We start from the raw sequence: 21,344 nt of genomic DNA, 5'->3' as shown, positions 1-21,344 counted from the left end.
TTTAGATTTTTACTGTTTTTAATCTTAGTGAATTTCCAATAACTGTTACTACATCACTGAAAGCCATAAGCATTGCAGCAAGTACCGGACTAATTATAATTCCAATAGGGGAAAGCAAACCTGCTGCTAACGGAATTGCAATTATATTGTAAAAGAAAGCCCAGAAAATATTTTGTTTAATAATCTTAACAGTCTTCTTTGAAATGTTGATTGACTTAGAAATACTTCTTAAATCGCCTTTAACTAAAATTACATCAGCGCTGTCAATTGCAACATCAGTACCCGTTCCAATCGCAATTCCTACATCAGCTTTTGCAAGAGCAGGAGCATCATTTATCCCGTCACCAATCATTGCAACTTTTTGATTGTTTGACTGCAGCTCTTTAACAATTTTTAATTTATCTTCGGGAAATACATTTGAAAAATATGTCTCGATGCTTACTTCCTTTGCAATACTCTTAGTTACAAGTTCATTGTCACCTGAAATCATGCAGACTTCAAATCCGTTTCTTTTTAGTGTTTCAATTACTTCCCGTGACTCTTCTTTAATATCTTCATCAAATGAAATTCTTCCGCTTATTTCATTATTGATACTGATAAATAAATTTCCTTTTGAGTTGAGATTTTCAAACTCTCTGAAACTTGTTTCAGTATAAGTGTTCGTAAGCACTTTTTCTTTAATATAACGAAGACTTCCAATGGAAACATCTTTTTTATTAACTAAGCCGGTCACTCCTAGTCCCTGCTCATTATTCAGTTCCTCAACATCGGAGAAATATCCAATACCATTATCTAAGCAATGATGCACAATTGATTTCGCTATTGGATGATTGAAGTGTTTCTCCAATGAAAAAACATATTTGAGTAGTTCCTTCGTTGAATAATTTCCAAGTGAAATTATGCTTTCAAACTTTAATTCACCTGTCGTTATCGTTCCTGTCTTATCAAAGCAAATCGTATCGATTTTATTAAGTTTTTCGATTGCATTAATATTATTAAATAATATTCCGTTATCTGCAGAGCGTCCGATACCTACAACTACTGCCATGGGTGAAGCCAAACCTAATGCGCAGGGACAGGCAATAATTAAAACAGAAACTGCATTTAACATTGCTGCAGAAAATGGTACTCCAACAATGAAGTCCCAGATAACAAATGTTACTATGGCAATTAAAATTACTGTCGGAACAAATATTGCTGAAATTTTATCAGCAAGTTTTTGTATTTCAGGCTTTGAACCGGAAGCATCTTTAACTAAGTTAATAATCTTTGCGAGCCTGGTATCGTTTCCGGTTTTTGAAGCATTAACTTTTATAAACCCATTTTTAAGAATTGTACCACTTATAACTTCATCACCTGCTCTCTTTTCAAGAGGCAATGATTCACCTGTCATCGCGCTTTCATCAATTACGCAATAGCCGGTTGTAATAGTACCGTCAACAGGAATTTTATCCCCAGTTTTTATTAAAACAATATCACCGCTCTTAACTTTTTTAAATGGAATTGTAATTTCTTCACCGCCTCGCTCTAAAGTAACTGTTTTGCTCTGTAAACTTTTTAAACTCTTAATGGATGTCTGAGCTTTTGATTTCATAACAAGCTCAAGATAATTACCAATGAGAATAAATGTGGTTATCATCGCAGCTGTTTCGTAATAGACGTCATGCGAAGTTGCCAGTGCTTCCCATTGTAAATTAAAGATGTGGTTTACGGTGATAACTAAACTGAAAGTAAACGAAGACATTGTGCCAAGGCTGACAAGAGCATTCATATCAGGAACTCCGGACTTTGTCGAAGAGATGGCGCCTTTTAAAAATTTTATTCCGCACCAGAAAACTACAATTGAAGTTAAAACTAATTGAAGTAATAAATTAAAATTATAAGGTATGGTTATACTGCTAAATATACCAAGATGCTCTTTCATTGCAAGAACCATTACAATTAATGATAATCCTATAGCAGTAAATATTTTCGTTCTTTGTAATTTCTTAAGTTTTTCTTTTTTATCCTGTTCAAGACTTTCTTCATCTTCAATAACATCAAAGCCAAGACTTTTTATTGTAGAAATTATTTTTGGAATGGATATGAGACTTTCTTCATAATCGATCTTAGCGGTCTCAGAAGAAAAGCTGACATCAATTTTTTTAACGCCGTCCATTTTTGATAAATAGGAGTTAATGCTGTTTGCGCAGCCCGAGCAATTCATTCCTACTATATCAAGTTCTATTTGTTTTATGTTGCTCATTTTAATTTGTCAGCAATTCTGCTTGCTCTCTTATTTTCTAAAACATCATGCACTCTTATAATGTTCGCGCCGTTTGCAATACCAATGGAATTTGCCGCTATAGTTCCTTCAAGTCTTTCTTCCATAGGTGTAGGATATATTTTATCCATAAAACTTTTTCTTGATACTCCAAGCAGTATTGGGTATCCAAGAGTTTTAAACCTTGAAATATTTCTTATTAAAGTTAGATTGTGCTGCAAGTTTTTACCGAATCCGATACCGACATCCGTCATAATCTGTTTTATCCCTGCTTCCTCTGCTTTGTTAACTGCATTTTTCAGATACTCTAAAACTTCTTCGACTACATTCGTATATGTAGGATTTTTTTGCATATCTCTCGGCGTTCCTTTTATGTGCATCAAAATACATGAAGCATTATACTTTGCAGTAACTTCAGGAAGCTTCTCATCAAAATTAAATCCGCTTATATCGTTAACAATTTCCGCCCCTGCTTTTAAAGCTTCTTCTGCAACTAGATGCTTATAAGTATCTATCGAGATAGGAACATTTACTTTCTTTTTTAAACGGCTTATTACCGGAATTACTCTATTAAGCTCCTCATCAATTGTAATAGCTTCTGAACCCGGCCGCGTTGACTCACCCCCTACATCTATAAAATCAGCTCCATCCATTTCCATCTGAACAGCATCTTCTATAACTTTATCAATCTTAACTTTGTTTTCAAAATATTTTCCCCCGTCTGAAAAAGAATCGGGGGTAATATTCAGAACTCCCATAATGTGAGTTCTTGAATTCAGATCATATACTACATTACCAAACTTATAAATCATTAACTTACTTCTGCTCCGTTGTTAATGTTTCCGTCAACAGTTACAATTTTTAATTCTTTTCCAGTCTTTGCAGCAAGTAACATTCCTTCCGATTCGATTCCCATTAACTTTGACGGCTTTAAATTATCAACTACTATAATTAATTTCCCGATTAAAGATTCTGCAGTGTAATATTCTGAAATTCCCGAAACGATTTGTTTCTCTTTATCTCCGACCTTTAGTTTGAGTTTAAGTAATTTTTTACTGTTTGGTACTTTCTCTGCTTCAATAACTTCACCCACTTTCAAAGTTACTTTTTTAAAATCATCAATAGAAATTAAATTATCTTCTTCTTTTATTTCGGGAGCAGGTTCTTTTTTCTCAAGAATAGGGAAGAGTATTTTATTTTCACCGAGTTCAGTATCATTTTGTAATACTATCTCTCCGATTTTATCCCATGAGAAATCAGATTTATCTTTATTCAATACTTTCAAAATCTCTTCAGATGTATTTGGAAGTACCGGTGATATAGCGATTGCGATTGAATGACAAATTTGCAGACAATTATTTATTATCTCAGCACATTTATCTTTATCTGTTTTTAAAATTTTCCATGGCTCTGAATCATTAAAATATTTATTTGCAGCTCTTACAATATTCATTACTTCTGTTAATCCATCTTTTAACTTATAAGCATCGAATAACTCCGCTGCTGTTTTTGCAAGAGCTTTTATGTGATCAAAAATTTCTATACCGTCAGCACTTGCACTCTGTCTTACGGGGATTTTATTATCAAACTTAGATTTTGCAAAAACCACCGTCCTGTTAATATAATTACCCAGTATAGCTGCAAGTTCATTATTGTTTTTTGTTATGACATCATCAAAGCTGAATTCCGAATCCTTATTCTCAGGAAAAGTAGATGCAAGGCAATATCTGATTAAATCAGAATTGTACTCAGCCAGTATATCTTTAACTAAAGAACCCACTCCTTTGCTTTTAGAAAACTTTCCGCCGTTCATATTTAAAAACTCATTGGCAGGAACGTTGTCGGGTAAAATATAATCACCATGCGCCATTATCATTGCAGGGAATATCAATGCGTGAAAAATAATATTATCTTTTCCTATAAAATGTATAAGCTTTGTATTTTCATCCTGCCAGTATTCCTTCCATTTATCAGGCTCACCTCGCTGCTCAAATAATTCTTTTGTAAATGATATGTATCCTATGGGAGCCTCGAACCAAACGTAAATAACTTTTCCTTCATGGTCAGGAAGCGGAACAGGAACACCCCACTTTAAATCACGTGTATAATCTCTATCCTGCAATCCTGTTTTGAACCAGCCTTTGCAATAATTTATTACATTCGGCTTCCAGTCCTTTTTGGAGTTAATCCATTCTTCAAGCTTAGGTTGAAAATCAGCAAAAGGAAAAACAAAATTTGTTGTTTCTTTTATAACAGGAATATCACCTGATACTTTCGAACGGGGATTTTTTAATTCAAGAGGAGATAAATCCGAGCCGCAGTTTTCGCACTGGTCACCATTCGCATCTTCATATCCGCAGATAGGACATGTCCCGACAACAAATCTGTCAGCAAGAAACATTTTATCTTTTTCCGAATAAAGCTGCTTAGATTTTTTTTCTTTTAATATTCCTTTGTTGTATAAATTAAGAAAAAATTCCTGAGAAGTTTTTATATGCTTTTCATTAGAAGTCCTTGAATATATATCGAATTTAATTCCCAGTTTTTCAAATGACTCCTTATTGGAAGAATGAAATTTATCAATTATTTCTTTTGGAGTGACTTTCTCTCTTATTGCTGAAATTTCTATCGGTGTGCCGTGTTCATCGGAGCCGCAGATGAATATAACATCTTCACCTTGTAATCTTTTGTACCGGACGTAAATATCAGATGGCAGATATGCTCCAGCAACGTGTCCTAAATGTAAATATCCATTTGCATATGGTAAAGCAGCGGTGACTAAATATTTTTGTTTGGTTTTACTCATTTAAAATATAGTGTACTAAAATTGTCTATAAAAATTTTTGTTTTAATTCGGGAGTGGGAATTCTGCACGCATCTTTTTTTCCAAAAAGCTTGTAACGATTATTTGCTATCAGACTGTAAAAAAAATCCCGTAAAAACTTTGGTACAACTATCAGCGGATAAAAAATCTTCCAGATACCGCCTAACTTATTTGCAATCTTTAATGCTGCAGAAGATTTCTTAAAAACTTTATCATTCTCTATAAAAACAAATGAATCAAAATCATCTTTGGGAAGGCTGAAGTATTCGAGAATCTCCTGTCCCTTTTCGGATTGCAGCGCTGCAAACTTGAAAATATTCTTCTTGTCTCTGTCAATAATAAAGTTTACCGACGAATCACAAAAATTACAAACTCCGTCAAATAAAATTATATTATTATACATTTTTCTCTTTTAACTTTCTTCCCTGTTTACGCGTTCAGGAGTAAATGCAGGAATGCAGAATGACATATATTCAACAGCTTCATCAAAAGGATTTGAGTACCTTACTTTGCTTCCTTTCTTTATACAAATCGATTCATTCTTACCTAAGACAACTTCCTCAATCATTTCAACGTGGTCTATTTCAAATTTCTTTTTTCCGGAAATTATAAATGTTACTTCATCAAATTCAGGTGTCTGAAACGGCTCGCTCCAGCCGGGAGGTGCAACCATATGTGCTATACTGTAATCACCCAGTGAAATACTCGCATTGCCAAAAAATTCTTCTATTAACTTTCCATCTGTTGTTGGGACTACAAATGGTTCTTTTTGTATAACGTATCCGCTCATCTTAGTTTAATCCAGTCTTTAAAAACTCAGGTTTATCGAGGAAAAAATTTTTACAAATGGTTAAATCTTTCACAAGCTTTATATTGTTGCCCAATGAGTCAGGTGTTAACTGAAAATATTTTCTTTCAAAAAAATCTTTATCCTGCTGACTGAATTTTTTTGTAAGTGATTTAAACTCATTTATAAATCCTGTTAACTGTACTTGAAATTCATCTGATATCTTTTCTTTCGTGCTTTGTTCTTTTGAATCATCGGCAAAAATCGTTAACATTCCGTTAAGAAACTTTGCCTTAAAAATTATATCAAGAAACTTCTGTTTATCTTCAGTGTAAAAAACATTTTCAATCAAGACTGAAACATCATTAAAATCAGAGAGAGTATTCTCTGAATACTCTCTGATTTCAAATAACAACTCTCTCGTTTTATCGGAGATAATCATAAATTACACTAATCCTTTGCCGCAGCAGTTTTTATATTTCTTATTCGGATGGTTCGGGCAAGGGTCGTTTCTTCCGATTTTATGCTCAACCTTTATAGGTGATTTCTTCATTGAAGGATCAACATTTCCGTTCTCTTCTACTCCTGCTCCTACATATCCCATACCGCTTGATGACTGATGTACAGCTCTCATGCGTGAAGTATTTGCTGCCCTCGGAGTCTGAATATGTGTCTCTTCAGGTGTCTGTGTTGTGAACTTGAATAAGAATCCCACAACATCAGTACCAATGCTATCAAGCATTTCTGCAAATATTTTAAATCCGTCTGTTTTATATTCCACTAAAGGATCTTTTTGACCATATGCTCTGAAGTTAATACCTTCCTTCAGGTCATCCATTTCACGAAGATGCTCTTTCCATTTTTCATCGATAACTGAAAGCATTGCAAATCTTTCAACCTGTGCCATTAGCTCTGCTCCGTATCTTTCTTCTTTTCTCTGATAGAAAGCTTTTACTTCTTTCTCGATTAAATCTTTCAATCCTGCTTCACCTTGTTTCTGGAATTCAGCAGGTGTTAAATTCAATCTTACTAAGAATGTTCTTCCAACTTCATCAATCAGTCCCTGCACATCGCCGGCTTCATAATGTTTTTCAACAATCGCATCGCCGGATTTTTTAGCCATCTCTAAAATTTCATCTTTGAGTCTTTCACCCATTAATGCCTGACGTCTCTTTTCATAGATAACTTCTCTCTGCTGGTTCATTACGTTATCATACTCAAGCAATCTTTTTCTGATAGCATAGTTATTCTCTTCAACTTTCTTCTGAGCGCGCTCTACTGAGTTTGTAATCATGCTGTGCTCAATCGCTTCGCCTTCTTTTAATCCTAGACGTGACATTACTGAAGCAATTCTTTCACTTCCGAATAATCTCATTAGGTCATCTTCCAGTGATAAGAAAAATCTTGATGAACCCGGATCGCCCTGACGTCCCGCTCTACCGCGTAACTGTCTGTCGATACGTCTTGATTCATGTCTTTCTGTACCTATGATTGCAAGACCGCCGTTATCCTGTATACCCGGTCCTAATTTAATATCAGTACCTCTACCTGCCATGTTAGTTGCAATTGTTACTGCGCCGCCAAGACCAGCATTCTGCACAATCTGTGCTTCACGCTGGTGCTGCTTAGCATTCAATACTTCATGTGGCAAGCCTTTTCTCTTCAATAATCTTGAAATAGTTTCAGAGACTTCAACGGAAGTTGTACCAACAAGTACAGGTCTTCCTTCTTTTCTCATTTTTTCTATTTCATCTATAACTGCATTATACTTTTCTCTCTTCGTTTTGAAGATCAAATCGTTCATATCATTTCTTGTGCAGATTTTATTCGGAGGAATAACAGTCACATCAAGTTTGTAGATATCAAAAAACTCTGCAGCTTCTGTTTCTGCAGTACCTGTCATACCTGCAAGTTTTTTATACAGTCTGAAATAATTCTGCAGTGTAATTGTTGCCATTGTCTGCGAATCTTTTTCAACGTGTACACCTTCTTTTGCCTCGATCGCCTGGTGAAGTCCTTCTGAATATCTTCTTCCTGAAAGTACGCGACCGGTGAATTCATCAACAATCATAATCTTGCCGTCCTGAATCACGTAGTCAACATCCTTTTCATAAAGTCCGTGAGCTTTTAACAATTGCTGAACTGTATGAAGTCTGTCACTTCTCTCTGCATAAACTTTTGCTAGCTCGTCTTTCTTTAATTCTCTTTCATCAGGTGAAAGTGAAGTATCGTTATCAAGTATAGCGACTTCAGTTCCTACATCGGGAAGAGTAAAGAAATCTTTTTCCTGCGCTGAGGGAGCAAGAAACTCACGTCCCTTCTCAGTTAAATCCGTTATGTGTGATTTTTCATCGATTGTAAAATATAACTCATCGTCAACAATATGCATCTGTTTTGCATTATCTCTCAGATAATTTGCTTCAACAGAAAGCATTAATGTTTTATTTTCAGGTTCGCTGAAAACTTTCTGAAGTCTTGAGTGTTTCGGCAGACCGTGATTTGCTCTTGTTAAAGCAAGTCCTGCTTCTTCAAGTTCATCTTTCGAAATTGATTTTCTGTCTTTAGCTAATATTGCTTCTGCTTCTGATACAAGCTGGTTGACTAATCTCTTCTGCGCTTCGATAAGTTTCTTAACACGCTGATTCATTTCATCGAACTTATGTGTCGGAGCGTCAACAGGTCCCGAGATAATTAACGGAGTTCGTGCTTCGTCAATTAACACGGAGTCAACTTCGTCCACTATAGCATAGTAATGCTCTCTCTGCACCATCTGGTTTTTATCTGTTACCATGTTGTCTCTCAGATAATCAAAACCGAATTCGTTATTGGTACCGTAGGTAATATCTGCTAAGTAATTATTTCTTCTTCTGTCGTTATCCATATCATTTAGGATAACCCCGACATTCATTCCATGGAAACGGAAAATTTCACCCATCCAGTCAGAGTCTCTTTTGGCAAGGTAATCGTTAACTGTTACAAGGTGTACGCCTTTTTCAGCAAGAGCATTAAGATACAATGGTAAAGTTGCAACTAAAGTTTTACCTTCACCTGTTGCCATCTCGGCAATTTTTCCCTGATGTAATACCATACCGCCGATTAGCTGCACATCATAAGGAACCATGTTCCATGTGATTTTTTGTCCTGCTGCTTCCCATGTTTTACCGACAAGTCTTCTGCATGTGTCTTTTACAACAGCGAATGCTTCGGGAAGTAAATCGTCAAGAGTTTCAGCAATGGTTTCATAAAGCTGCTTGTTTAAATCTCCCAGCTCATCGTATGCTTCCATTCTTTCATCGTGCTCTATGTCTGTTTTTAACTTTTCTTTCAGTTCGTTTATTCTGGTCTCTATCTCTGAAGTCGCATCTTTGATCCTCTGTTTGAATTCAGTTGTTTTTGCTTTTAATTCATCGTCGGATAAAGATTGATATGTTTCGTAAAAAGAATTTATTTCATCCACTAACGGAAGAAGTTCTTTTACATCTTTTTCATTCTTAGACGGGAATATTTTTTTAAGTAGCTTAAGCATAAATTAGTATTTCTTTCCTCACTTAATTTTTTGATAATTTTAAATTTAACGGTTTATTTGAACAAAATAAATTTATAAATTAGGGTAGTTTTTCCAGCTGCCCTATAGTAGTGTTACGTCATAATTGATTGATTTGTTCATTCCGCTTCAAATGTTAACAAATCTTGCATCAAAATAGTTAATCAGTATAACAATCCTGAATTAATTAGGAGTCTACATCCCCCTCCTTTAAAAGGAGGGGACTGAGGGGGTGGTCTAAATGCACAAATGTAATTATAATATGCAAAGAGAAACTCGCTTAATAATGATGTATCATATTCATTAAAACCTTAAGAATTTACTAAACTATTTTTTAATGCATTAAATTATACTTCATTGAAATAATTTTTTATATTACCTAATTTATACAAACAAAAGGAGACTTATTCAATGGCTATAATGATTACAAGTGAGTGTATTAATTGCGGAGCATGCGAACCGGAATGTCCTAATACAGCGATTTACGAAGGCGGAAATAACTGGACTCTTGGAGGAAATTCGTACGGGGCTGACGATGTTTCACCAAACGGAAATACAGGTTTTGTCCAATCTGATTTTTTCTTTATCGTACCTGATAAATGCACGGAGTGTGTAGGTTTTCACGATGAGCCTCAGTGTGCTGCAGTTTGTCCTGTGGATTGCTGCGTACCTGATCCAAATCATGTGGAAGATAAAGATACTCTACTTGCAAGAAAAGAAAAGCTTGACGATTTAGGAAGATAGTTTTATAAATTACGATTTTGTTTCGTCGTGATTAGGAGGAATTATTTTATGTTCCTTTTCAATTATCTCATCATCTGAAATCATTTTCTCTTCAGAAATTTCATTCAAATTTTCACTTGAAGTATTAAAACTGGAATTATCACGGAAAGTTTCCGTGATAGTTTCATTTGTATTTGCCAGCTGGTAATCTATTACCTGAGCAGCTTCTTCATCTTTCTTCTTAAATACTTTTTTGTATCCTACAAGAATTAAAACAAATCCAACCGTTACAGCAATATCCGCTACATTGAAAATAGGAAATGTGTAAACTGTCTTTCCGAATATTTTGAAATCCGGAATATTAAAATGAAAGAAATCCACAACTCTGCCATAGAATAAAGGAGCATAATCATAAAGCACACCATAAAAAGTCCTGTCAATTAAATTACCTAGCGCGCCGCCTAATATAAAAGCAAGCGAAAGGCGGAGAAGAAATGTTTCTTTCCTGTTTTTATAAATTATAATGAAAATTAATATTGTTGCGAAGATTGTGAAAAGAGTCAGGAATAATTTGCTGCCAAGTTGCAGACCGAATGCCATTCCCGGATTTTCGATAAATGTTATCTGAAAAAAGTCACCAAGTACTTTTATAGATGACTGGTAAGGCATTCCCTGAACAAAAATTCCGAGATCCGGGAAGTTGAGCCCTTTAACTTTTAGCTTTGTAATCTGATCGATTATAACAATAGCAATTGACCAATATAGTATTTTCATTTATAGCGTAATCTTTTTGATGAACCAATTATAAAATAAAAGCCGGAGAGAATCCCTCCGACTTTCAATAAGTGTATAAAATTATTTAAAGTTCCTGCAAATTACCCTCTGAGATTTTTGCACTCTATGCAATGCTGGGTAATAGGAACAAGCTCAAGTCTTTCCTTGGGGATAAGGGGACATGATTTGCACATATTCTTCGGTACTTCTATACAATCCTGGCAAATGCCGTATGTTCCGTTATCAATTCTGATAAGAGCATCTTGTAAATAGCCGAGATATTTTTCATCTCTCTGTACAAACATATAGTTCTTTTCTCTTTCCATTTCATCGGTACCCTGCTCAGCCATGTGAGTTGAGTATGTAGAGTTATCTCCTACATAATCACCCGATTCATTATCAACAAGTGACTGCATATTTGCTCTTGCAGATTCAAGAATGTCTCTTCTTTCGGCAAGAATTATTTCCTTAAACTCTTTAAGCTCAGCTGCAGTATATTTTGTTTTTTTGTTCGGCTTATATTTTTTAACGTGCGCCGGTACTTCTATATCTTCTTTGTGTACGACCGGTTTAGTTTTTACCACCGGAAGTCTTTTCGCCTTAAGAATTTTTTTCGCCTTGGTAGGGGAAATCTTCTTAACTTTTTTTACCGGTGCCTTTGCGGCTGTCTTTGCTTTTGGTTTGGCTTTCATTTTTGTTGTTATCTTTCCTTTTGCTTTCACTTTTATCGTTGACTTAACTGCCCCTTTTGGTTTCGCTGCCGCTTTTGGTTTTGCTTTAGTTTTCGGCTTTGATGCCTTCGGTGCAGCTTTTTTTGTTGTTGTCTTGCTCATTTTTTATTATGATAAAAAGTAAAAAAAGAATTTTATATTTTTTTTACGAAGAACTTGAGCAGCTCTCCGTTAATTTCTGTTTCAGAAAAATCCATATCTTCGCCGTTTGCTTCAGTTATGCTTTCACTTAAAGTCTCCGAATTTATGTACCCTTTATTATCAAGGATGGCATTTAATAAATAACCTTCGGCTTTCACAAAAATTTCAACCTTATCGTTTATATCAAATCCAAAGTTCTTTCTGAAATTTTGTACTCTGTTTATGAACTCTCTTGTAATGCCTTCGCTTATTAAGCTTTCATCAAGAGTTGTATCAACTGCAATTGTTAAATTTTTATCCGTGTCAACAATCCATCCTGTTATATTCTCAGTAAGGATTTCTATATCTTCGCGTGAAATGGTGAATCCGTCTTTTGAAATACAATTCTCTGTCTCAACAGTTTTAATATCTTCCTTGGTAAAACCGTTTATAATTGCCTGAACTGCTTTAACATCTTTTCCGAATTTAGGACCTATTGCTTTGAAGTTTGGTTTCGCTTTCTTCTTTATGATTTCAGAATCGCCTTCTACAAAGTTCAGTTCCTTTACATTAACTTCCTCGAGTATTATATCCTGAAATTTGGAAATAGTTTCTTTTTCGTGAGCGTTTAAAACAGGAATTAAAATCTGTCTTAACGGCTGACGCACTTTTAAATTATTTTTTACTCTGATTGCTCTTGTTAAGTAAACAATTCTCTGAGCAATTGCCATCTGCTCTTCAAGGTCTGCATCTATAGATTTCTCATCGTAATTTTGGAATTCAGATAAATGTATGGATGAACCGACTTCGTTTAAATTCTGATATAGTTTCTCTGTAATAAACGGAGAAACCGGCGCCATCATTTTTAATATGTCTGTTAATATTTCATAAACAGTCTGATAAGCTGAGTTTTTATCCTGCTCGCTTTCAGGTGTTCTGAACCGTTTCCTGTTTCTTCTTATATACCAGTTTGAAAGCTCATCGATCGTGAAATCAAATATCAGTCTGCATGCCTTCGTAACTTCATATTTATCCATCAGCTCAAAATATTCTTTCTTAAGAGTATTAAGCTTTGAGATAATCCATTTATCAATTGTAGAACGGTTTTCTACAGGAACATATTCTGATTTTTTATAATCAAAATTTGTAAGTCCTGTATATATTGTAAAAAACTTATATGTATTAAGTAATGTATCGAATAACTTATTTTTTAGTTCAACAAGCTCGTCTTCATTGAACAGCTTCGATTTTCCTACAGGAGAATTTCCAACAAGGTACCATCTTAATAAATCCGCTCCGTATTTTTCCATCATGTCAAAAGGATTTACAACGTTACCCAATGACTTACTCATTTTTTTCCCAAACTTATCAAGTATATGTCCGTTAACCATTACACTCTTATAAGGAGCTTTATCAAATAAGAAAGAATTTATCGCAAGCAATGAATAGAACCATCCTCTTGTCTGGTCAACTCCTTCTGCAATAAAATCAGCAGGAAAATTTTTATCAAACTTTTCCTTATTCTCAAAAGGATAATGCCACTGAGCAAAAGGCATAGAGCCGGAGTCAAACCAGCAGTCTATTACTTCTCTCACGCGCTTCATTTCATGTCCGTCTTTGCTTTTTATCTTTACTTCATCTATGAACGGTTTGTGTAAATCAATATCTATGTCAGTCGGGAATACTTCATTAAAATTATATGAGCGCTCTCTTAATTCTTCTATTGAGCCTATACATTCAAATTGCTCTTTGCCGTTTTCATCTGTGTAAGACCATATCGGAAGGGGAGTGCCCCAGAACCTGTCGCGTGAAAGTGACCAGTCAATATTATCTTCAAGCCATTGCCCAAAGCGCCCTGTACCGATATCTTCAGGTGACCAGTAAACTTTTGAGTTAAGCTCCATCATCTTTTTATTGTATGATGTAGTCTTTATAAACCATGAGTCAGTGGCATAATACATAAGCGGTACGTGATGTCTCCAGCAATGAGGATATGAGTGAGTGAACATCTCGCGTTTATATAAACGTCCCGCTGCTTTTAAATCATCAGAAATCTGTTTATCTGATTCTTTGAAATTTTTACCTGCGTATGGAGTAACTTCTTTTTTGAAAAGTCCGTCTTTACCGACTGCCTGTATTATCGGCAGATCGTATTTTCTTCCTATGGCATAATCATCTTCACCGAATGCCGGGGCAATATGAACTATGCCTGTACCGTCTTCGGCAGATACAAAATCACCAAGAGTTACATAATAAGCTTTCTTTTCTAATTCATAGAATGAGAATAAAGGTTCGTATTCAGTTTTCTCTAAGCTGCTTCCTGTAAATTCTTTTTCAATTGTATACTCGTCGCTTATGGTTGAAAGTCTTTCTCTTAATAAAATTAAATCCTCACCTTTAGCCGTTTTGATTTTTACATAGGTAAATTTTGGATTTACTGCCAATGCAACGTTAGATGGTAGTGTCCATGGTGTAGTTGTCCATACAAGAAAATCACTTCCGGCAAATTCACCTGTTGTGATTTTGAACTTCACATAAACTGAAGGGTCTTTTAAATCTTCATATCCTTGCGCAACTTCGTGTGATGAAAGTGAAGATTCGCACTTAGGACAGAATGGAAGGATTTTATATCCTTTATATATTAGATCTTTATCGAAGTAATTTTTTAATGCCCACCAGACTGATTCTATATAAGAATTGTGGTAGGTAACATAAGCGTCATCAAGGTTGACCCAGTAACCCATTCTTTGAGTCAGTTCTTCCCATCGGCTTACATATTTGAATATGGAATCTTTACATGCCTTATTAAATTCAACAACTCCGTATTCTTCTATATCTGCTTTGGATTTCAGTCCAAGCTGCTTTTCAACTTCAATTTCTACCGGAAGTCCGTGAGTATCCCATCCCGCTTTGCGGTTCACTTTATAGCCCTGCATTGCTTTATAGCGGCAGAATAAGTCTTTAACTGTACGTGCAATTACGTGGTGGATGCCCGGTAAGCCGTTAGCTGTCGGAGGTCCTTCGTAGAAAGTAAATGATTTTTCCGGCGACTTGCATTCTATGCTTTTTTCGAAGGTATTATCCTCCTGCCAGAAATTTATTATCTCTTTTTCGAGTTCGGGTAATGATATATTTTCAGGTAAATCTTTATACATATAGAAGGGTTATCGTATTTTAATCTGCTCTAAATTCTGATTTTAACAGTAATTAATGAAAAATTTGGTAAATCTTTAAAGGTATTGAAATAAATAAATATATTCAATGTAAAAGGAAATTAGATACTTTTAAGAGATTTGTTGATGAATAACACGAAAAGAGGACAGTAAGTTCAAAAGATGCATTTTCGGAAATGAAGAGGGCTTAACTAGCGAAGCCGGTATTGGCCCGGCTTCGCTAATTAAGAAGTACTGAAAAATTATTTTACTTTTATTTGTACAACCGGTGACGGCTCGCCAAAAGGCACATCTTTATGCACCATTTGTGCCTGAACGCTGTATTCACCTGATTCCTGAGGTGCAGTTAATTTGAAAGCAAAAGAATACTCTCCGCCGGCAACTACTGTTTCAGGTAAATTCACATCGGCAATAGTCCATGTGTTTTTTGTATCGTTTATACCTGATGTTGTTAATTTAAGATGGTCTTCTGATGGATTCCATCCAGTTGCTCCTGTATTTCGCATTGTAATCACAATATCATAAACTCCACCCTCAGAAACTTCTGCAGGGAAATTATTATATTTATAAGTAGAATTATAGTTTACATCGTTTTTAGGCTGCGGAGTTGTTTCTGGTCCAACAACTTTTACAGGGATATTTGCAGTCGGTTCGCCAAAAAATGCATTTCCGTTTGCCATCTGCCACTGAAGATTATAATCGCCGGGAGTTTCAGGTGATTTTAATGTAAGGCTGAAAGTTACAGATTCGCCGGGAGCAATGTTTGAGCCCAAATCCAAATCACTTATTCCCCAGATTTTAGAAAGCGCTTCTGTCTGATTCATCAATCTCAGTTTGTAATTTCCTTTCTGCCAGGTTGTTGAGCCTGAATTTTTCATAGATATCGTTGCATCGTAAGATTTTCCTGATTCCATAACTCCGGGTGTCGATTGCGATAAATATTTCGCATTATCAGTCGGAGGTGTGGTTGTTACCGTTGCTCCGCCTTGCGAAAACGCATTGGAATTAATGAAAATGGATAAAGAAATAATTCCTGTTATGAGAAAGGCTAAAAACGAACTTGGTTTTTTCATGGCTTATATATTAATTTAATGCTAAAAGTTTCTACAAGACATTAAAGCAATATATATACCGAATGGCAGCCACTTAAAAATTGTTTTATTAATAAATTAATCTGCTGTCAAATAAGAAATGTGTGTCATAAGACGAAATAAATGTCAGAAGTGTCGGGGAAGTAGTATTCTCATCTGTGTAAAAATCAGGAATTTTCCGGAGAAATTTAGAAGTTGTCTAGGCACTGCGTTCTCCGTCCCAAACCCCTGTTTGTGACGGAACTAAGGAGCGAAACTCCGTTCCGCAGTGAAGCAAGTTTCATTGAATTATAACTTCCCAAACAGGGTTTGGGAAGTAGGAGAAAGTGAGCACATAGGTATTTAAATTCCCTCCCCTTACTAAGGGGAGGGTTAGGGAGGAGTTATGGGATGCATGTAAATTTAATTTGTTAATCCTCTTTACCTCCCCCTTTCCCCCTCCTTAGAAAGGAGGGGGAACTTATTACTCCTTTCATGAGATTTTTTTCACACGCCATTTGTTATACTATTCAAATGTACAGCGCAGCAGGCAAACTACTATTTAAGTTCGATACTTCATAAAATTGAACCCTGATTCACTCCCTCCGAAGAACGTTTCAAATTTATGAACTAATTTTCCAAAATTAACTTTGGCTTACTAATTGCTAATAATTAAATGAACTATTCTTTTAGAATTTGGTTAAAGACTTAAGAACAAAGTTATTTTTAAATAAATAAGATATAAAAATTTTGAATTTTAATTGAATAAAATTTTTTAGAAATTACAACAAACTAAAACCACTATGGACAGTAACTTTTCAAACAGAGTTCAGGATGTGATCAGGCTAAGCAGAGAAGAAGCAATAAGGTTAGGGCACGATTACATCGGGACTGAACATCTCCTCCTCGGAATTATCCGCGAAGGTGAAGGTATAGCTATCAAGATTTTTAAGAACCTCGGAGTTGAAGCAAGCAAGATCAAAAAAGCTGTAGAGGATACAGTGCGTCAATCAGGCGGTTCACTTACTGTCGGCAATATCCCTCTCACAAAGCAGGCAGAAAAAGTTTTAAAGATCACATATTTAGAAGCAAAGCTTTTCAAATCGGATGTCATCGGTACGGAGCATCTTTTATTATCTATATTAAGAGAAGACGATAATCTTGCAGCGCAGATTTTACATCAGTTCAACATCAACTATGAAAATACCAAGAACGAACTTTTAAACATTCTCAGCGGAAAACCTACTGCAGGCGGAGCGCCTCAATCTGCTCCTAAGCCTCAGGCAGAAAAGAAAGCCGAGAAGACTAAGACTCCGGTGCTTGATAACTTCGGACGCGACTTAACTAAGAGCGCTATTGAAGGCAAGCTTGATCCAATCGTAGGTCGTGAAAAAGAAATTGAAAGAGTAGCGCAGGTTCTTTCCAGAAGAAAGAAAAATAATCCGGTGCTCATCGGTGAGCCAGGCGTAGGTAAAACTGCTATTGCCGAAGGTCTTGCATTAAGAATTATCAACAAACAGGTATCGAGAGTATTACATAATAAAAGAGTTGTTACACTGGATTTAGCTGCACTTGTTGCAGGCACAAAATACAGAGGACAGTTCGAAGAAAGAATGAAGGCTGTAATGAATGAGCTTGAAAAAGCAAAAGATGTTATTCTTTTCATTGACGAGCTTCATACAATTGTAGGCGCAGGCGGAGCAAGCGGATCATTGGACGCTTCAAATATTTTCAAGCCGGCTCTTGCACGCGGAGATCTCCAATGCATAGGTGCAACAACTTTAAATGAGTACAGACAATATATTGAAAAAGACGGAGCGCTTGACAGAAGATTCCAGAAAATAATGGTAGAGCCTGCAACAGTGGATGAAACCATTCAGATTCTGAATAATATTAAGAGCAAATACGAAGAGCATCACAATGTAAGATACTCACCTGAAGCGCTTTCACAAGCTGCAAAGCTTTCAGACAGATATATTACAGACAGATTTTTACCTGATAAAGCGATTGACGTAATGGATGAAGCCGGTTCAAGAGTCCACCTTGCGAACATAACTGTTCCTAAGGAAATTGTTGACCTTGAGCTTGAAGTTGAAAAAGTCCGTCAGTCAAAAAATCAGGTTGTAAAAAATCAGAACTATGAAGAAGCAGCAATGCTTCGTGATAACGAAAAGAAATTACTGAACGAGCTTGAACAGCTTAAGATTGAATGGGATATAAAATCACAGAGCATGGTGTTCGATGTAACTGAAGATAACGTTTCAGACGTTGTTGCAATGATGACAGGAATTCCTGTAAACAGAATTGCCGATGGCGAATCACAAAAACTTGTTAAGATGGAAGAGCATCTTAAGAAAGTGGTTATCGGTCAGGATGAAGCAGTTGAAAAAATCTCACGCGCTATAAGAAGAGCAAGAGCAGGATTAAAAGATCCGAACAGACCTATCGGTTCATTCGTATTTTTAGGTCCTACAGGTGTCGGTAAAACAGAGCTTGCCAAACAGCTTGCAAAGTTCTTATTCGATTCCGAAGATAACATGATTAGAATTGATATGAGTGAATACATGGAGAAGTTTAACGTCTCCAGACTTGTCGGAGCGCCTCCCGGATACGTGGGATACGAAGAAGGCGGTCAGCTTACTGAGAAAGTCAGAAGAAAACCATACTCAGTTGTGCTTTTAGATGAAATCGAAAAAGCTCACCCTGATACATTCAATATTCTTTTACAGGTATTGGATGACGGTATTCTTACAGATGGTCTCGGAAGAAAAGTTGACTTCAAGAATACAATTATTATCATGACTTCAAATATCGGAACACGCGATATTAAGCTTGATAAAGTATTCGGATTCGGCGAAGGTAAAGAAGGTACCAAATATGATAAGATGAAATCAGCTATTGATGAAACAGCGAAGAAAGTATTTTCTCCTGAGTTCATGAACAGAATTGACGAGATGATTGTATTCAAACAGCTTGCTAAAGAAAGCATCGTTAAAATTGTTGACGTTGGTATTGAAAAATTACTCAAGAGAATCAAGCTTCAGGGAATTACAATCGATGTAACAAAAGCTGCGAAGGAATTCCTTGCAGATAAAGGATACGACCAGAACTACGGCGCAAGACCTTTAAGAAGAGCAATTCAGAAATATCTTGAAGATCCTCTCAGTGAAGAGATACTCAAAGGTAACTTCAAAGAAGGCTCAGTAATAAAAGTTAAGCACAGAAAGAATGCGGAGGATTTTGAATTTGTTGACCTGAAAAAAGAAAGCGATATTGAAAAAGAAATCACTGAAATTTTAGAAGAATCAAATTCGGATAATAATAACTCCGGGGAGAAAAATGTCTAAAACAAGCCCTGTTAATGCAATGATAACTGCCGTAGGACACTATGTGCCTGAGAGAGTTGTCGATAATAAATATTTTGAAAGTTTTTTAGATACGAATGATTTATGGATACAGACTAGGACGGGAATAAAAGAAAGAAGATATCTCGATAAAGATAAGCCGACATCAACGATGGCAATTCCGGCAGTACAGATGCTCCTGAAAAACAGAGGTATCTCAGCGGATGAGCTTGATGTAATAATTGTTTCGACTGTTACACCCGATATGCCTTACCCTTCGACTGCCTGTATTATTCAGGAAGCCATTGGTGCAAAGAATTGTTGGGGATTCGATTTATCTGCGGCATGTTCAGGATTTTTATTTGCTATTAACACGGGAGCAAAGTTAATCGAGTCAGGTTCCTACAAAAAAGTTTTAGTGGTAGGCGCTGATAAGATGACATCAATATCGAATTACAAAGACAGAAACACCTGTATATTATTCGGTGACGGCGCAGCTGCAGTATTGCTTGAACCCACTGAAGATAAAGAGTACGGTATCATAGATTCAATTCTCCACATCGATGGTTCGGGTGGAGAATTTTTATATCAGCCCGGAGGCGGAAGCCTTCATCCTGCATCACATGAAACTGTTGATAAGGATATGCACTACGTTCATCAGGACGGAAAAGCAGTGTTCAAAGTCGCAGTCGTAGGCATGGCAGATGTATCGGAAGAAATTGTTTTGAAAAATAATCTCAAGGGCGAGGATATTTCTTATCTTGTTCCTCACCAGGCAAATATGAGAATCATAACTGCTGCCGGTGAAAGAATGGGACTGCCTCCTGAGAAAGTAATGGTGAACATTCATAAGTACGGCAATACAACGTGCGCTACTATTCCGCTTTGCATTTCGGAATACTGGCATGAAGGGAAGATAAAGAAAGGCGATTACATCGTGCTTGCAAGTTTCGGAGCAGGATATACATGGGGTTCAGTGTTAGTCCGCTGGGCTTATTAAAATAATCATAAGTAGTTGTACTTAAATTTTTATATAAAAAATGCCCTCTCAAAAGAGGGCATTTTCATTTATATTTGTTACAAATAAGTTTATGGAAGAAGTACGATTAGACTCGTATGCAAAAATAAATATAGGTTTGAAAATCGTCAGCAAACGTGAAGACGGTTTTCATAATATAGAGACGATTTTTTATCCGGTAAAGCTGCACGATGAAATACAAATCTCAATAGAGCCCTGCGAGAATTACAACACAGTTTATATCACCTGCAATAAATATTACGTTCCGTCCAATAAAGATAATATCTGCTTTAAAGCTGTTGAAGCATTCTTTAAAAATTTTCATATAAAAGATTGTTACAAGATTGCCATTAATATCAGCAAAAAAATTCCTGTCGGTGGGGGACTTGGCGGCGGAAGCTCTGATGCTGCAGCAGTGCTTAAGCAGCTCATAAGATTTTTCAAGATAAATATAAAAGAGCACCGTGAAAAAATAATGCAGACTGCTTTATCAATCGGCAGTGATGTTCCTTTCTTTCTTATAATGAAACCTTGCTTCGGTGAAGGCAGGGGAGAGAAGATGAAAATTTTGCCCGAGTTTAATATCCCTTATGATATATTAATTATAAATCCCAATCTTCATGTTTCTACAAAATGGGCTTATGAAAATCTAGGACTTGAACCCGGAAAAATATATGAATCAGATTTGAAGAAAGTAACTTCTTTTGATTTAGATAAAAAAGAAATGTTTGTAAATGACTTTGAGAGAGTTGTATTCCAGAAATATAATACTCTTAAGCAGATTAAAGATGAACTGATAAATCAGGGAGCAGTGTTTTCATCAATGAGCGGAAGCGGAGCGACGATGTATGCTTTCTTTAAAAAAGATGATAAGAAATTTTTGAACAGAGCTTACAGGTATTTTAAGGAAAGAAATTATTTTGTGTTTATATCATAAAAAAAATCCCCTTTCTAAGAAGGGGATTTGAAATTT

15 protein-coding genes are annotated in these 21,344 nt (G+C 35.9%); 4 read left to right on the top strand and 11 right to left on the bottom strand.

Features of this window, described 5'->3' with window-relative positions; genetic code table 11:
* Position 1: 1 nt before the first annotated feature.
* From JST55_02910 to secA, 7 genes are read right to left on the bottom strand one after another with little or no spacing between them, the layout of a single operon-like run.
* Positions 2-2,245 carry a copper-translocating P-type ATPase gene (locus JST55_02910; GenBank protein ID MBS1492431.1) on the bottom strand — a complete coding sequence of 748 codons (2,244 nt, stop codon included), beginning with the start codon at positions 2,243-2,245 and terminating at the stop codon, positions 2-4.
* A complete protein-coding gene (gene folP / locus JST55_02905; GenBank protein ID MBS1492430.1) occupies positions 2,242-3,075 on the bottom strand; it encodes a dihydropteroate synthase in 834 nt (277 codons plus the stop codon). Before folP ends, JST55_02910 begins: the two co-directional genes overlap by 4 nt.
* Positions 3,075-5,069: a methionine--tRNA ligase gene (gene metG / locus JST55_02900; protein MBS1492429.1), complete on the bottom strand. Its 1,995-nt coding sequence runs from the start codon at positions 5,067-5,069 to the stop codon at positions 3,075-3,077. Before metG ends, folP begins: the two co-directional genes overlap by 1 nt.
* Positions 5,070-5,094: 25 nt before the next feature.
* Positions 5,095-5,490 carry a thiol-disulfide oxidoreductase DCC family protein gene (locus JST55_02895; GenBank protein MBS1492428.1) on the bottom strand — a complete coding sequence of 132 codons (396 nt, stop codon included), beginning with the start codon at positions 5,488-5,490 and terminating at the stop codon, positions 5,095-5,097.
* A gap of 9 nt (positions 5,491-5,499) precedes the next feature.
* Entirely contained in the window at positions 5,500-5,877 is a 378-nt protein-coding gene (locus tag JST55_02890) for a cupin (GenBank protein MBS1492427.1), read from the bottom strand.
* 1 nt (position 5,878) lies between these two features.
* Complete coding sequence (locus JST55_02885; protein ID MBS1492426.1) at positions 5,879-6,316, bottom strand: hypothetical protein; 438 nt, start codon at positions 6,314-6,316, stop codon at positions 5,879-5,881.
* Between the two features lie 3 nt (positions 6,317-6,319).
* On the bottom strand, positions 6,320-9,400 hold the full coding sequence (gene secA, locus JST55_02880; GenBank protein MBS1492425.1) for a preprotein translocase subunit SecA: 3,081 nt from the start codon (positions 9,398-9,400) through the stop codon (positions 6,320-6,322).
* Positions 9,401-9,829: 429 nt separating this feature from the next.
* Here secA and JST55_02875 point away from each other — a divergent pair, with 429 nt between their 5' ends.
* On the top strand, positions 9,830-10,162 hold the full coding sequence (locus tag JST55_02875) for a 4Fe-4S dicluster domain-containing protein (GenBank protein MBS1492424.1): 333 nt from the start codon (positions 9,830-9,832) through the stop codon (positions 10,160-10,162).
* 9 nt (positions 10,163-10,171) lie between these two features.
* Here JST55_02875 and lspA read toward each other — a convergent pair whose 3' ends face one another.
* From lspA to JST55_02855, 4 genes are all read right to left on the bottom strand, one after another.
* A complete protein-coding gene (gene lspA / locus JST55_02870) occupies positions 10,172-10,915 on the bottom strand; it encodes a signal peptidase II (GenBank protein ID MBS1492423.1) in 744 nt (247 codons plus the stop codon).
* A 101-nt stretch (positions 10,916-11,016) separates the two neighbouring features.
* On the bottom strand, positions 11,017-11,748 hold the full coding sequence (locus JST55_02865; GenBank protein ID MBS1492422.1) for a conjugal transfer protein TraR: 732 nt from the start codon (positions 11,746-11,748) through the stop codon (positions 11,017-11,019).
* A 32-nt stretch (positions 11,749-11,780) separates the two neighbouring features.
* A complete protein-coding gene (locus JST55_02860) occupies positions 11,781-14,921 on the bottom strand; it encodes an isoleucine--tRNA ligase (protein ID MBS1492421.1) in 3,141 nt (1,046 codons plus the stop codon).
* Between the two features lie 260 nt (positions 14,922-15,181).
* Positions 15,182-16,012, bottom strand: a complete 831-nt coding sequence (locus JST55_02855) for a hypothetical protein (protein ID MBS1492420.1) — start codon at positions 16,010-16,012, stop codon at positions 15,182-15,184.
* A gap of 800 nt (positions 16,013-16,812) precedes the next feature.
* Between JST55_02855 and JST55_02850 the strand changes: the two genes are divergently transcribed.
* From JST55_02850 to ispE, 3 genes are all read left to right on the top strand, one after another.
* Positions 16,813-19,356, top strand: a complete 2,544-nt coding sequence (locus JST55_02850; protein MBS1492419.1) for an ATP-dependent Clp protease ATP-binding subunit — start codon at positions 16,813-16,815, stop codon at positions 19,354-19,356.
* Entirely contained in the window at positions 19,349-20,353 is a 1,005-nt protein-coding gene (locus tag JST55_02845) for a ketoacyl-ACP synthase III (GenBank protein ID MBS1492418.1), read from the top strand. The genes JST55_02850 and JST55_02845 overlap by 8 nt, the downstream gene beginning before the upstream one ends.
* 91 nt (positions 20,354-20,444) lie before the next feature.
* Complete coding sequence (ispE, locus tag JST55_02840; protein MBS1492417.1) at positions 20,445-21,308, top strand: 4-(cytidine 5'-diphospho)-2-C-methyl-D-erythritol kinase; 864 nt, start codon at positions 20,445-20,447, stop codon at positions 21,306-21,308.
* Positions 21,309-21,344 lie beyond the last annotated feature (36 nt).

The organism is Bacteroidota bacterium (assembly GCA_018266835.1).
In the GTDB taxonomy this organism is placed as follows: Bacteria; Bacteroidota; Ignavibacteria; order Tepidaquicellales; family Tepidaquicellaceae; genus JAFDZO01.
This window is presented reverse-complemented; position numbering and strand designations above follow the sequence as displayed.

Bases quoted from the DNA above. Each gene is read 5' to 3' on its own strand.
- folP (MBS1492430.1), bottom strand. From the start codon at position 3,075: ATGATTTATAAGTTTGGTAATGTAGTATATGATCTGAATTCAAGAACT.
- JST55_02895 (MBS1492428.1), bottom strand. From the start codon at position 5,490: ATGTATAATAATATAATTTTATTTGACGGAGTTTGTAATTTTTGTGAT.
- JST55_02855 (MBS1492420.1), bottom strand. From the start codon at position 16,012: ATGAAAAAACCAAGTTCGTTTTTAGCCTTTCTCATAACAGGAATTATT.
- secA (MBS1492425.1), bottom strand. From the start codon at position 9,400: ATGCTTAAGCTACTTAAAAAAATATTCCCGTCTAAGAATGAAAAAGAT.
- metG (MBS1492429.1), bottom strand. From the start codon at position 5,069: ATGAGTAAAACCAAACAAAAATATTTAGTCACCGCTGCTTTACCATAT.
- JST55_02890 (MBS1492427.1), bottom strand. From the start codon at position 5,877: ATGAGCGGATACGTTATACAAAAAGAACCATTTGTAGTCCCAACAACA.
- JST55_02875 (MBS1492424.1), top strand. From the start codon at position 9,830: ATGGCTATAATGATTACAAGTGAGTGTATTAATTGCGGAGCATGCGAA.
- JST55_02845 (MBS1492418.1), top strand. From the start codon at position 19,349: ATGTCTAAAACAAGCCCTGTTAATGCAATGATAACTGCCGTAGGACAC.
- lspA (MBS1492423.1), bottom strand. From the start codon at position 10,915: ATGAAAATACTATATTGGTCAATTGCTATTGTTATAATCGATCAGATT.
- JST55_02860 (MBS1492421.1), bottom strand. From the start codon at position 14,921: ATGTATAAAGATTTACCTGAAAATATATCATTACCCGAACTCGAAAAA.
- JST55_02885 (MBS1492426.1), bottom strand. From the start codon at position 6,316: ATGATTATCTCCGATAAAACGAGAGAGTTGTTATTTGAAATCAGAGAG.
- JST55_02865 (MBS1492422.1), bottom strand. From the start codon at position 11,748: ATGAGCAAGACAACAACAAAAAAAGCTGCACCGAAGGCATCAAAGCCG.
- JST55_02850 (MBS1492419.1), top strand. From the start codon at position 16,813: ATGGACAGTAACTTTTCAAACAGAGTTCAGGATGTGATCAGGCTAAGC.
- ispE (MBS1492417.1), top strand. From the start codon at position 20,445: ATGGAAGAAGTACGATTAGACTCGTATGCAAAAATAAATATAGGTTTG.
- JST55_02910 (MBS1492431.1), bottom strand. From the start codon at position 2,245: ATGAGCAACATAAAACAAATAGAACTTGATATAGTAGGAATGAATTGC.